Annotated in this window: 9 protein-coding genes; 6 read left to right on the forward strand and 3 right to left on the reverse strand. The window is 64.2% G+C overall.

The genetic code is table 11. The annotated features are described in order from the left end of the window. Positions 1–36 precede the first annotated feature (36 nt). The 6 genes from OG505_RS07000 (at position 37) to OG505_RS07025 (ending at position 9698) form a co-directional block, all read left to right on the forward strand. A complete protein-coding gene (locus tag OG505_RS07000; RefSeq protein WP_405431875.1) occupies positions 37–2169 on the forward strand; it encodes an AIPR family protein in 2133 nt (710 codons plus the stop codon). A gap of 164 nt (positions 2170–2333) precedes the next feature. Then, positions 2334–5393: a type I restriction endonuclease subunit R gene (locus OG505_RS07005; protein WP_405431876.1), complete on the forward strand. Its 3060-nt coding sequence runs from the start codon at positions 2334–2336 to the stop codon at positions 5391–5393. Positions 5394–5419: 26 nt separating this feature from the next. Beyond that, positions 5420–6208: a hypothetical protein gene (locus OG505_RS07010; RefSeq protein ID WP_405431878.1), complete on the forward strand. Its 789-nt coding sequence runs from the start codon at positions 5420–5422 to the stop codon at positions 6206–6208. Between the two features lie 45 nt (positions 6209–6253). Beyond that, on the forward strand, positions 6254–7846 hold the full coding sequence (locus OG505_RS07015) for a protein kinase domain-containing protein (protein WP_405431880.1): 1593 nt from the start codon (positions 6254–6256) through the stop codon (positions 7844–7846). A gap of 17 nt (positions 7847–7863) precedes the next feature. Next, a complete protein-coding gene (locus OG505_RS07020; protein ID WP_405434410.1) occupies positions 7864–9015 on the forward strand; it encodes a hypothetical protein in 1152 nt (383 codons plus the stop codon). Further along, positions 9012–9698 carry a DUF6308 family protein gene (locus OG505_RS07025; RefSeq protein ID WP_405431881.1) on the forward strand — a complete coding sequence of 229 codons (687 nt, stop codon included), beginning with the start codon at positions 9012–9014 and terminating at the stop codon, positions 9696–9698. The genes OG505_RS07020 and OG505_RS07025 overlap by 4 nt, the downstream gene beginning before the upstream one ends. 372 nt (positions 9699–10070) lie before the next feature. Here the strand turns inward: OG505_RS07025 and OG505_RS07030 are convergent, their stop codons facing one another. The 3 genes from OG505_RS07030 to OG505_RS07040 all read right to left on the reverse strand — a co-directional run bounded on the left by OG505_RS07030 (position 10071) and on the right by OG505_RS07040 (position 13460). Beyond that, a complete protein-coding gene (locus tag OG505_RS07030) occupies positions 10071–11498 on the reverse strand; it encodes a hypothetical protein (RefSeq protein ID WP_405431883.1) in 1428 nt (475 codons plus the stop codon). Positions 11499–12375: 877 nt separating this feature from the next. Further along, entirely contained in the window at positions 12376–12579 is a 204-nt protein-coding gene (locus OG505_RS07035; RefSeq protein ID WP_405431885.1) for a DUF397 domain-containing protein, read from the reverse strand. Next, positions 12576–13460, reverse strand: coding sequence for a helix-turn-helix domain-containing protein (locus tag OG505_RS07040; protein ID WP_405431887.1), 885 nt, complete (start codon positions 13458–13460; stop codon positions 12576–12578). The genes OG505_RS07035 and OG505_RS07040 overlap by 4 nt, the downstream gene beginning before the upstream one ends. Positions 13461–13628: the final 168 nt, after the last annotated feature.

Consider the following 13628-nt stretch of genomic DNA (forward strand, 5'->3'; position numbering starts at 1 on the left):
CAGTTGGCTTGTGGTCAGCTTCCTGGGGGAGGAACCTTGAACGAATCGAACGGCTCAAAACAGGGCAACGTTCCGCTCGCGGCATGGCAAATCCGCAAGGCGCTGGAGCGAGAGTTCACGGGCCTGATCGACATGAGTGATGAAGCGGGTCGCCGGGACGCTAATGATCAAATGTTCCGCAGCCGGGCGGCGGCGGCGTTGGCACTCCGCAGTTTGTCCGGTTGTGACAGCGTAACCGCTGGCCGAGCAGTGGTGGATGGTTTCCATGACGAGGGCATCGATGCGGTCGCCGCCGACGGCAGCGCCCAGATGTGGCTGGTGCAAAGCAAGTGGAGTGATCACGGCGACAAGGGTATTTCCGTCGGTGAGGTCAATAGCTTCATCGACGGATTTCGGCTAATTACCAAACGGGACTTTTCGCACTTCAATCCCCGACTGCGGGCGCTTGAGCCGCAACTTACCAAAGTCCTTGATAACCCGCAGCGCCGAATCACCCTCGTCCTCGTCATCATGGGCTCGCAGCCAGTCTCGCGGGATGTAAGACGTCGGTTGGACGCTCTAGTCACTGAGTTCAACAGATTCAACCAGGATCGGCCCGTGCTGGCCTACGAGATCTTCCTGATGAGGGACATCCGGCAGATTCTCCAGCAGGATCTGCGGGAAGCGCCTATTGAGCTTACTGTCAGCATGAGTACATGGCATAAGATGTCCGGCCGGCTTGAAGCTTGGCAGGGCGAGGTTGCGGTCGGCTCGATTGCGGATTGGCACGAGCAGCACGGTGATCGTCTCTTCGAACGGAACCTTCGCAAGCCGCTCGGGCAGACCGAGGTGAACCTGGGCATGGTCAACACGCTGCTCCGCGAACCGGCAAACTTCTGCGCGTTGAACAATGGCATCACCATGCTCTGCGAATCAGTTGAACCGGATGTATGGGATCCGAACGACGCCGAGAGTCCGGTGAAACTGAGGATCACTGGCGCGAGCGTTGTCAACGGGGCCCAGACTGTTTCGGCAGTCAGCGAGGCTGCGCGTCAGGATTCGAAAGCAACACGAGTGGGATACGTGTCAGTGAAGGTAATCTCGCTGCGGGATGCGCCATCCGAATTAGGCTTGCAGATTACCCAGGCCACTAACAAGCAAAATAAGGTCGAACTCCGGGACTTCATTGCGCTCGATCCAGCGCAGGCTGACATCGAGGAAGACTTTCGCCTCTCCCTACCGCAGCGTTACGTCGTGATGCGTGGTGACAAGGTCCGCCCCGATGAGGGGTGTTCGGTAGAAGAAGCTGCCGAAGCGTTGGCCTGCCTTCACCCGGATCCGGAAGTTGTCACCCGAGCAATTGCAGATCTCGACTTACTGTGGGAGCGAGGGCCGCAAGGTGCCTATGCGATCCTTTTCCGGAGGCGGCCCCGCGCCGCCTTGGAGATTTGGCGTACGGTGCTTTTGCTGCGTGCCATTATGGCAGTGCTGTCAGATAATCGCAATAATCGTCGGGGACGCGTGGAATCCGTCCTAGAGCAGGGCGAACTCTTAATCGCGCATCTGGTAATGCGGGAACTGAAGCTACAGGATATCGCCAAACCCGAGTTCGATCTCGATCGGGCACTTTCGGACGTGCCTCAGCTTGTTCCTCTCGTATCGGCTTGGGTGGTGAAATTTATCGACGACGAGTTCGGGCCCACATCGTCGATCACCAACACCTTTGCCAACCCTAAACGTCTGACGCTCCTGGCAGCAGCGGTTTCTGCAAGTCTGGCTGCGGGCAGCGCGAGCCCAGACATCTTGTCTATCTACCCTCCGGCGCGCCCGGCTCGTCGCCCCAATGCCGTGCCGACCCTCGTAGAGGCGGGCGCAATCAAAGACGGCACGATTCTGTTTTATCAGGGACAAAATCGACCCGAACGGACAGCTTTGGAGTCGTGGCTCGCGGACGACCCGCGGCGCGCTCAAGCTTCATGGGTAAACGACCGAGTTCGGCCATTGTTATGGGGGGTCGATGGACGGCAGTACACACCGACCGGTCTGGTGCAACGAATGTGGGACTTGGCTGGCTGGGAGCGCGGCCGGCCGAAGGCCGTACAGGGGCCCACCCGCTGGTTCGTCCCCGGAGGCCAATCTTTGGCCGAACTCGCGGACCATACCCTCAATAAGCTGGAAGATTCAGACTGACCGAGGATTCGGGGAGGCGGTACCGATGGTGAGGGCGGCATGGATGTGACGTGCCCGTCTTGCGGTCCGAACGAGTTGTGGAGAACGGCTGGTTTTGCGTCGTGATGCAGCGATCAAGGGCTGCCCTGAGAAAACATCAGTAACGTCATTGCAAGGGGCTGCACGTGAAGTTTGTTCAGCAGGAGTCGGCGTTCGAGGCCGCGATTCAGGGTGCGTTGCTCGGCTCAGGGTGGCAACGTGGCACGCCCAGCAATTATCACCGGCACCTCCGGCTCGACACCGCCGAACTGTTCGCCTTCGTTGGCGCGAGCCAGCCCGACGGGTGGTCGAGGTTGTTGGCCTACCACGGGAACAACCCGGACGAGGCGCAGCGCCACTTCGCGCGGTACCTCGCCAAGCAGATCGATGAGCGCGGCCCCCTCGACGTCCTCCGCCGTGGCGTCAAGGACAAGGGCGTCCTGATCCGCTTGGCCTACTTCAAGCCTGCCCACGCCATCACCGACGACGCGCTCAAGCTCTACCGGGCCAACCGCCTCACCGTCACCCGTCAGCTTGCCTACTCGACGAGCAACAACAACGCCCTGGACCTGGTGCTCTTCGTCAACGGCATCCCGCTCGCCACGGCCGAGCTGAAGAACCCGCTCACCGGCCAAACCATCGAGGACGCCAAGAAGCAGTATCGCGAAAGCCGCGATCCGAAGGAACTGCTCTTCGCGAGGCGTACCCTCGTGCACTTCGCCGTCGATCCCGACCTGGTCTTCGTCACCACGAAGCTGGCGGGCGACAAGACTCGGTTCCTGCCCTTCAACACCGGCTCCGACGGGCCGGGCGTCTCGGGCGGTGCCGGCAACCCGCCGGCGGGTGCATCCGGTTACCGCAGCTCCTACCTCTGGGAGCAGATCTGGCACCCGGACACCTGGATGGATTTGGTCCGGCGGTTCCTGCACACCGACAAGGAATCGCGGAACCTGATCTTCCCGCGCTACCACCAGTGGCACGCCGTCACCCAGCTCACCGAACACGCCGCCCGCAACGGGTCAGGCCACAACTACCTGGTCATGCACTCGGCTGGGTCGGGCAAGTCGAACACCATCGCCTGGCTGGCGCACCGGCTCTCCAGCCTGCACACCGCACCGACGCTCGACGAGGACGCCCGGGCTAAGGGTCTGCGTCCCAACGAGCCGGTCTTCGACAAGGTCATCATCATCACCGACCGGGTGGTGCTGGACCGACAGTTGCAGGACACCGTCTTCCAGTTCGAGCACGTGCCCGGCGTGGTGCAGCGGATCGACAAGGACTCCGCCCAGCTCGCCGCTGCCCTCCAGGGCGAGACCGCCAAGGTCATCATCACCACGATGCAGAAGTTCCCCTACATCCTCGACAAGGTGCAGGGGCTTCGCGGCAAGCGGTTCGCCGTCATCGTCGACGAGGCGCACTCGTCGCAGTCCGGTGACTCGGCCGCCGCGCTGAAGAAGGTGCTGCTCAAGCTCGGTAGCGACGACGTGGACGAGTCGGGCGACCTACTCACCGCGTCGGCGCTGGCCCGGGGCCGGCACGAGACGCTGTCGTACTTCGCGTTCACCGCCACGCCAAAGCCGAAGACCCTGGAGCTGTTCGGCACGCCACACCCAGTCACCGGCAACCCGCAGCCGTTCCATACTTACTCGATGCGGCAGGCCATCGACGAGGGCTTCATCCTCGACGTGCTGCGCAATTACCTGACCTACAAGTCGTACTGGAAGTTGGCCAACGCCAACCCCGACGACCCGGAGGTCGACCCGAAGAAGGCCGGCGCCCAGCTCGCCCGCTTCGCCAGCCTGCACCCCACGATGCAGGCGCAGAAGGCCGAGATCATCGTCGAGCACTTCCGCAAGCACACCGCGCCGCGCCTGGGTAACCGCGCCAAGGCCATGGTGGTCACCAGCTCTCGCGAGGCCGCAGTCCGCCTGCACACCGCCATCAAGAAGTACGTCGAGATGCAGGGCTACGTAGGGTGCGACTCCCTGGTCGCCTTCTCCGGCGACCTGGAGGTCGACGGCGTCGAGCACACCGAGGCGCGAAGCAACGGCTTCAGCGAGGGCGAGTTGCCCGAGCGGTTCGCCTACACCGCCGCCGATGACAAGCACGCTGGCACGCCGAAGGCCAAGCAGCCGACCGAATATCGGATCCTGGTCGTCGCCGAGAAGTATCAGACCGGCTTCGACCAGCCGTTGCTCACCACGATGTACGTCGACAAGCTCCTCAAGAACGTTGCCGCCGTGCAGACCCTGTCCCGGCTCAACCGCACCCACCCGCTCAAGGCCCAGGGTGACGTGTTCGTCCTCGACTTCGTCAACGAGGCCGGCGACATCGCCGAGCAGTTCAAGCCGTACTTCGAAACTGCCGCCACCACGCCAACCGACCCCAACCTGCTCTACACCGCCCAGAACGCGGTGACGGCCTACCCGGTTTTGGTCACCTCGGAGATGCAGGCGTACGTCGACGCTCTGCTCGCGGCCGAGGCGAAGGCCACCACCGACACGGGCCTGCAACGGGCACATGCCGCTCTCTACCGCTTCACCGAACCGGCCGTACAGCGCTTCAACGCCCTGGCCGCCGACGACCCGGAGGCCGCGGATACCTTCCGGTCCGCCCTGCGCGACTACACCCGGATGTACGCGTTCCTCAGCCAGGTCGTGCCCTACCACGACGAGGACCTGGAACGGCTCTACCTGTACGGGCGGGCGCTGCTCAACCGGCTGCCCCGCCGACAGGATCCAAGCGTCGACATCGGTGAGGTGCAGCTGACCCACCTGCGGGTCAGCAAGACCGGCGAGCATGACGCGTCCCTGTCACCCGAGGGCGAGCAGATGCTGCCCGGCTTCCTCGGCGGGGCAGCGGGCGGGCAGCGTGACCTGGAGAAGGTCGTGTTGTCCGAGCTGATCGACGCGTTCAATGACAGGTTCGGCATCGGGCTGGGCGAGTCGGACAAGGTCTGGGTCGAGCAGCAGATTGTCGCCCTCGCCGAGGACGGCACCCTCGAAGCCGCCGCGATGGTCAACGACGAGAGCAACTTCGGCGTGGTCTGCGATAAGCGCATCGAGGACGTGATCCTGTCCCGGCACGACGACAACGGCAAGCTGATGCAGCGCTACCTGGACGACGACAGCCTGCGCTCCCAGCTCAACCAGTTCGCGCGCCGGCAGGCCTACCAGATGATCCGCCGCCGCAAGGGCATCGCCTAACTGAATACCTCTCGAGAGGAGGACGGTTGTCCCCGTCCGACCACCCCTTCCACCTCTGGATCGGCAGCGACGCCACGAGGACTGTCGCGGCGCTCGCACCGCTCAGGGTGTCCGGGGCGCGAGTGAAGAATGAGTGGGGAAGTATCACGCACCTGCGAGCCGTACCGGTGCGCCAGAACTCTCCCAATGTGGCTGGCATCATCGTGCTCGCCACGCTGGTCGTGCTCGGCGCCTTCGGGCTGTCCCTCAACGGTGCGCCCTTCTTGGTGGTCTTCATTCTGGCCACGCTCGTGCTGGGCTTGGGCTTGGCGGCGACCGTGTCGAACACGCCGTCTGCCCAGGTGGTGGCGCCCGATCAGGCGGCGTTCCCGGAACTACACCACACGCTCGAGAGGGTGGAGGAGCGCGAAGAATTCTTCGGCCTCATGGGGTTGGCCGAGCGAGCCGGTGTTGCCCTACCCGCCGTTCAGAAAATAATCGACCCGGCTGAGGGAGGGCAGCTGCTCGCCCAGGTGTTGTGGGAGGCCGCTGACGTTCTCGGTCGTCGGCAGCAGCTTCGTCCCCAGGTCGTTCGCCAGGAGCACCAGCCGACGCGGATCGCGTCGCCCAACAGTCATGCCGTGAACTTGCTGGCGGAACAGCGGGAGAAAGCGAGGGCGCTGTGGGATCAGATCGAGGCAGACCTGTCCCGGATCCAGACCGCCCTTGAGCTTGCGGCCTTGGCTGCGGAGAACGCCGATCACGACCCGGCCGCCCTCGACGCGGTTCGCGAGGCGTATCGGGAGTTGGCTGAAGTGTACGGCGAGCGGTTCTAGCTGCTCGAACCAAGGGAATCAGCTGCGGGGAACAGGGGGAGACGGATGCGGGCGCAGGAGCGCGTGGCCGACCGGTACGAGCTGACGTACCCGCTCGGCCATGGCGGCATGGGGGAGGTGTGGGGTGGCTTCGACGAGAAGCTCGACCGGCCCGTCGCCATCAAGTTCCTCCGCAAGCTCACCATCCCCGAGAACGAGCGGAACAACGCGGTCGAGCGTTTCATGCGCGAAGCCCGGGTGACGGCCCGGCTGGACCACCCAGGGGTGCCCAGCGTCCACGATGTCGGCCACCACGGTGACGACGTCTACATCGTCATGCAGCTCGTACCGGGCTTGCTCCTTTCTGACCTGATCGCCGAGCGTGGCCGGCTCGCCGTGCCGTGGGCAGCCGCCGTCGGCGCGCAGATCTGCTCGGTGCTCGCCGTCGCGCACGCCGCCTCCCTGGTGCACCGGGACCTGAAGCCGCAGAACCTGATGGTGACCCCGACCGGATCGGTCAAGGTCCTCGACTTCGGGGTGGCGGCGCTGCTCGGCCCGGACGTGCCCCGGCTGACCGCCACCAGCCACACCCTCGGCACGCCCACCTACATGGCCCCGGAGCAGGCGCTCAACAGCGCGGTCGGGCCGCGGGCCGACCTATACGCGCTGGGCTGCGTGCTGTTCGAGCTGCTGACCGGCGAGCCGCCGTACCGCGCGGACAGCGCCCTCGGCCTGCTGCACCGCCACATGAACGACCCCATCCCGTCGGTCACCGAACATCGCGCCGGTGTGCCCGACGTGCTCGTGCGGCTCGTCGCCCACTTGCTCGCCAAGGACCCGCAGGACCGGCCCGGGTCCGCCGCCGAGGTGTACGAGCTCCTGGCGCCGCTCGGAGTGGTCGAGCCCGGCGTGGCCGACGACCTGGCGGTGACGGTCGCCAACGGTCAATCCGTCGACCCGACCATGCCCCACCGTTACCCGTTCGGTCCGCTACCGCCCCGTGCGCCGATGGAGCCGACCAGGGTGGACATAGTCCGGCCGCGCTCGGCGCCGGAGGTTGTCGAGCCGCTGTCCCTCGACGAACTGACCGAGGTCGAAGAGCGCGCCTGGGAGCTCGCCGAGGAGGAGCGGTTCACCCAGGCTGCTCAACTGCTCGAAACGGCACTGCGTCCGTTCAGGAAGGGACGCGGCGCTAAGCAGCCGAGCATCCTGGAGCTGCGACTCAAACTGGCCAACCTGTACGTCCTGGCCGGGGCATTCCGGCAGGCGTTGCCGGAGTTCCAGCGGCTTATCCCCGACCTGGCCGAGCGGCCGGTCCCGGATCAGGAGTTGATCTGGCAGTGCCGGCAGCAGGCGGCGGTCTGCCAGGCGGAGCTAGGCGAGGCGACGTCGGCGTTGGCCGAGTTGCGCTCACTGCTCGCGGAGGAGCAGCAGGTGATGCCGGTGGGCTCGCCGGAGCTGTTCCCCTTGCGGCAACAGATCGCCATGCTCGCCGCCGGCGTTGGCGAAGTGACCGCCGCCCGCCGCCAGCTCGCAGATCTGCATAGAAGCGTCACCGAGCTGCACGGACCGCAGTCACCCGCAGCGAGGGAGATCGAGATGTTGCTGGTACATCTCGATCGACTGGGCGAGAGCGTGACCGGCGAGGTAGATGCATGACGAGAGGTACGGTGAGCATGTTCGATCTGGAAGATGCGCTCAAGCAGTGTGTCGAACGGATGGCGCGTTTCCGCCGTCAGCACCAGCGAATCGGTGAGCAGAACACGAAGGCCGGGCTCATCGAGCCGGTCATCGGGGCCCTCGGGTGGGACCTGTTTGACCCGGACGAGGTCCACCGTGAGTATCGCCGACGTGGCAGGGACAACCCTGTCGACTACGCCCTCCTTCTTCTGCGAACACCACGGCTGTTCATCGAGGCTAAAGGCCTCGGGGAGAACCTGGACGATCCGCGGTGGGCCAACCAGACCATCAGCTATGCCGCGGTGGCGGGGGTCGAATGGGTAGCGCTGACCGACGGCGCAGAATGGCGGATCTACAACGCCCACGCGCCCGTGCCCATCGAGCACAAATTGTTCCGCGCCGTCCGCCTAGAGGAGGACCTCGACGACGCGGTGGAGATGTTGTCGTTGCTGAGCAAGGACAATATGCGGGACAACCGCATTGAAGAGCTTTGGAAGGGCTACTTCGTCGATCGCCAAGTTCACGGGGAGCTGCTCGAACTCTTCGGTGACGGGGAGCCGGCGGCGGATCTGGTGGCGATGCTTGACCGTCGCCTGTCCAGACTGAGCCGCGACGAGATCCGGTCCAGTCTCATCAGGGTCCGTGCCACGTTCGACTTCCCGTCGTCGGCAGCACCCACCAGCGTGACGACTGTCAGCCCCGTCTCAATTGTGGAGCACGTCGAGCCGGTACACGCGGCGCACGTGGCCGCCACTCCCACGTTGCCTCAGCAGTTGCCGCCGGTCGGTCCCGGCAGAAGGCGTGTGCCCAAGCGGCCCGTGTCGGACGCCGAACGCGCGCTGAAGGTGATCGACCTGATCAGGGCCGGCCGGTTGCGCCCGGGCAGCCGGCTTTACGGCAAGTACCTCGGCAAGCAGTATGTCGCCGAGCTGCTCGCCGACGGCAGCATCCGCTATGGCGGACGGACTCTCGGATCCCCGAGCGCGGCTGGTGAGGCGGTGAAGACCGAGGTGTACGGCACGTCAATCACCGCCGCTCGGCGAGCCACCGATGGACTAGATTTCTGGTCGGCGGAGGACGCCCGAACCGGCGACGTGGTGTCGCTCAAGGAGATCCGGCGGCGGGTCGCAATCGGGGGTGAAGTGTGAGACATTCACTGACCCTCCCGCAGATTCTTGCCGTCCTGGACGAACCGCAGTCAGTCACCGACCTGCAGCGGTACTTCGGAGTCGCGGGCGGGTCGGCGTTCACGGGCGGGCAGTTCGAGCGGCTCGGAGGCGGCGGCGATCGGCTGGAGACCTGCAACATCATCACGGCGGAGGATTTGATCGCGGTCGAGTTGCTCAGCGTCCGGGTGCCACCACGTACCGCTCTCAACCTGTTGCAGGGCCCGCTGGGAAAGGCCGTGACGGCCGAGCTACGCGAGATACCGACAGATGTTCCGTTGGGCCACCCCACGGCCACGCCCTTCATCGACAGAGGAGGACGAGCCGACCTGGCTTGGCGCTTGCTCCGCAATGCCGACGGGATCGGCTGGGTTGTGGCAGGGAAGTTGCTTGCACGCAAGCGGCCTCAGCTCGTACCGGTCTACGACGAGGTCGTCGCCTGTGCCTTCCGGACAGGCAAAAGGTTCTGGTGCTGGCTGAACGGTCGTTTACATGATCAAGACGGGTTGCTAGCCCAGCGCCTGGCCGACCTCCGGAGTCAGGCCAGCCTGCCGAGCACTATCAGTATCATCAGGGTGCTCGATGTCGTCATGTGGATGCGTCATCGCGACGAACACACGGGCTACAGGTGTCGCGGCATTCGGCTTCCCGGCAGCGACCGCTAGTGGCTTACGCGGCCGCGTGTGTAACATTAGTCGTCGGTCTCCTGTGGAACGGGGATCGTGACTGACGATAGACCTTGGACCGCCAAAGGGTAATAGCTGTCAAAGAGATCGAAGACCTGGTTCGCCTGTTCGAACGTGAGATCGTTCGCTTCCGATCCTGCCGGCCAGTCATGTGATGAGATGTGATACTCCGAGTCGGTCGCCATCGCGTTGTCTTCTCCTATCCACAGCCCCATGCCGGTGCTCCTTCCTGTGATACGTGTCAGATGATCGGAAGGATCAACTGAGAGACGCTCGTGCAGGTGCTTCTCGGTGCAGGCCCGTCGCGTCCAGTGCTGCTGAGGTGGCGCTGAGTGTAGCAGGGGTGTCACCTCAGTGGAGGTTCTCCTTTGCGCTCCCGAAGTTGTCGGCCCTGCCGGAGAGATGAATGAACTCCCAAGTGCGTGCAAGGTACGCGTACCCGATCGCGGCCGCATTCAGAGTCGCCAGGACCGTCAGCGCGCTCCAGGCCACGGACTTGATTCCCAAGATCTGCATGTCCGCCACGTTCTCCCAGCGGAAGTACGGAAGGTCGGCCTTGTAGATCATGAATAGGCCGCTCGCGGCGATGGAGCAGAGAACCGTGGTGACCAGGGAGATCCTGGCCGCAAGTGTCCCCTCAAGAAGACGTTGGGGTTGGCCGTCGAAGCCCAGCCAGGCGGCGGCCACCGCTGGAAACACCAAGAGGAAGGCGGGAACGTCCGTGCCCGGGTCGGCCCTCCGCGAGGCCACGAAACCGATCAGCCAGATCAGCAACGCGGCGGCGGATGCCGTTATGACGGCCCGGAAGACAGAGCCGGGTGGAACTTCGTAGAAACGGAAACGGACGTTCGGGATGCCATGCTCCTTCTTGAGTTCCTCCATTGGCTCTGGGAAGAATCGAGTGTAGAAGTGCGCGTAGCGCTGGCCTGCACGGCGCCGAAAGCGGTAGTACGGGGGCGGCGTGGTCGTGTCGACGGTGGAGCCGCCGGTAGTCGATGAATTGAACCGCCGATTCTTGGCGTCCTCCCGGCGGATCTCCTTACGGCGCTTCCAGTGCGCGTCGAGATAGTCGATCAGCTCTTCCGATTCTTGAACGCCGACGAAAACTCCATCCTGTGCGTCGATCAAGAGGTGATAGCTCTGCGTCGTCCACGCGTTGTCCAGTGTTATGGAAAAGTCTACCGGGCGAGAGCCGAGCAGGAGCCGCGCCCTAGCCTTCAGCCAGTTCAAGACTCCATTTTTGAATGGCGCGAGTTCGAGGGCCGGAGTCATCATCCGCTCATAGGACACGACGAAGCGACCGTCCGGCGGACAGGGAACCGCCGCGACGACCGCATAGTTCGAGGTGAGCTTCTTGACGAGTTGTTGGGCGAGTCGGAGCGCGGCCGGGTTGACCACATCTGGACCGTCTGCCGACTTCGCCGCCCGGTCGAGCTCATCGCTGGCGGAATCGTCGTCGTCCCGGTCGATAATCCCGGCTCGGCGCATCACCGCCCGGAGTGCAATCTGCTCTGCGTCGAAGGCCTTGCCGTGGGTGCTCTTAGAAATGTCGGTGCCGTATGCGATGTCAAGTAGAGTCCTGAGGACCTGGGCCACGAGTTGAAGGTACTGTCGGTACGAAAGGACTGGCAGGGCGCTCCCGTCGGCTGCAAGAACGTGAAGGTTGTCCACCATCTCGCCCTTGCGGGGCACCAGGACGGGAAACAGGATTACGGGCTGTTCGCGGACACTGCCAGAGCGGTCCGCCACGTCGTTCGATGAAGCACTGCCTTCCGCCAAGGTTCCTTCTGTCCCGGACTGTCGCTGGGGCGGAACCGGCGACTGGTGGGGGACGCTGCTGGCTCTCGGGTGCAAAATTTGCCGCACCACGCGCGGATCAAGCTGCGCGTCGATTGTGACCCGCTGTGTGAGCGTTCGCTGGCTCGGCTGATAACGCTCGGTAATTCTTTGTCGTACGGTCGAGGGAAATATGATCGCAGAAGTGAATTCCCGAGCGCGCGCCGAATCCGCCTCGTTCAAGCGAGTGAGCGCTTTGGTCTGACCCGCGCTGCGCTGAAGGACATTCACCTGGTTATCCGGCAGGCGCCACACCTTGGTGGGTCGGTGCGAGCGTGTCTGGGGGCGGTGGTAGCGACGTCGGGTGTGCCAGGCCAGCAGAAGCACCAAGAACATACCGGCGAGTGCTCGGGTGGTCCATCTGACGACTCCGCCCCACGCTGGCGGTGTGCCGGCGATGACGAAGACGAACAAGAGTATTAGTGCCATGCAGATCAGGAAGGTGGACTGAGGTGAGGGCAGGGAGCCCGAGGCTGTGATCCGGTAAGCCTCATCTGTATGGGGGGTCTGCTGATGACCTCTGTCCTGCTTGGTTGAGGTGCGCTCGAGACTCGAAACCACATCGACCCCCTGCGTCTAGTGAAAGAATGTCCGAGGGAGAATCACCTTCGGTTTTGAAGACATTCCTGTCTGTGACGACGAGGTTGAAGATTTCTGTCGTTGATGCGACAGACGAGAAGGGGGGATAGGGCCGGCCGGACTGCTTACGTCTTCCGGGCGGCTGGTCCAAACCAGACGAAGAGTTGAGGTAGGGCGAGGAAGTGGGCAAGGGCGGCGCCTGTTGCTGAGACCGCCCGTGCCGTGGCGCCAATCGTAGGTCTCAACGCGTCAGGGCGTCCCTTCGGATGGCGAAGTTGAAGGAGACCCACTCAGTAGATGAAAAGAGGAGGCATGGCCCGTCCGGATCCTTTGAATCGCGGACAGCGACCCCGTCGCAGAGATTGGTGGCAACCTCGACGCAGTCACCGCCGTTGTCGCCGCTGCGAGTGCTCTTGCGCCACACGGCGCCGGTCAGGTCAGTCATGCCGCGTCTCCCCCCATGATGCGCCTTATTATGTCCATCGATTCTGCCTCGCCGAGGGCGAGCGCATCCACGCCCTTCCAGGTGTTGTCGTAAGCCGCCAACTCCTCCGGCTTGTCCAGGTAGAGGGCCCCGGTCAACGACTCGCTGTAGACGACCGACGGCTCGGGAGCCGCCCGGCCGCCCTTGGTGGCGGGGAAGTCGAGGATGACGAACGAGCCGGCGACTGCGCCCGGATGGGGTCCTGCGGCCAAGGGGACGACCCTTATGGACACATTGGGAAGCTCGGCGGCCCTGATTAAATGGCTAAGTTGAGCGCTCATGACTGACGAGCCGCCGACCGGGCGTCGGAGGACCGCTTCCGCCAGCACAGCCTCCAATCGAGGCGGCTTTGGCAGGCGGCGGGTCAGGAGAGCCTGGCGCTGCATCCGGACATCGACCGCGCGCTCGCGCTCTTCGACGCTGAGCCGACTGCCTGGCTGAAAGAGTCCCAGCGCGTACTGGCGAGTCTGAAGCAGCCCGGGGATCAGGGACTCGTCGTAGCGGCGGAGGTGGGCGGCGGCGGATTCCAGGCCCACGTACAGCTCGAACCAGCTCGGCACCGCATCGCCGTACGCGTGCCACCAGCCCTTCGACTTCGTCTCCGCGGCCAGGCCGCGCATCGCCTCGGTCATTTCGGGCGACACCCCGTACAGCTCGCACATCGCCTTGACGTCGAGGACACGGACTGAGCCCTGGCCGCATTCGAGGCGCCAGATCTTCTGCCGGCTGTATTCGAGGGCCTCAGCGGCGGCGTCGAGCGTCACCCCCGCCTCGTTGCGGAACTGTCGCAGCAGCCGACCGAGTTGCCGGCGTGGCACGGTCGATCCGATGTCGTCGGGCATCCGCACACTCCTTGGTTCCGTGACGCAACGCTGCGTGACCTGCTCCTGCAACTCCTACGGGTTTCAGCAAAGAAAGTCAATGCACAACGGCGAAATTGCGGTTTAGAACGTTGCGTTTCCACTGCGGACTGTCGCAGGCTGATCACAGCACGGCGGCCGTCCGGTCCC

Source organism: Micromonospora sp. NBC_00617, assembly GCF_045161355.1.
Taxonomy (GTDB): domain Bacteria; phylum Actinomycetota; class Actinomycetes; order Mycobacteriales; family Micromonosporaceae; genus Micromonospora.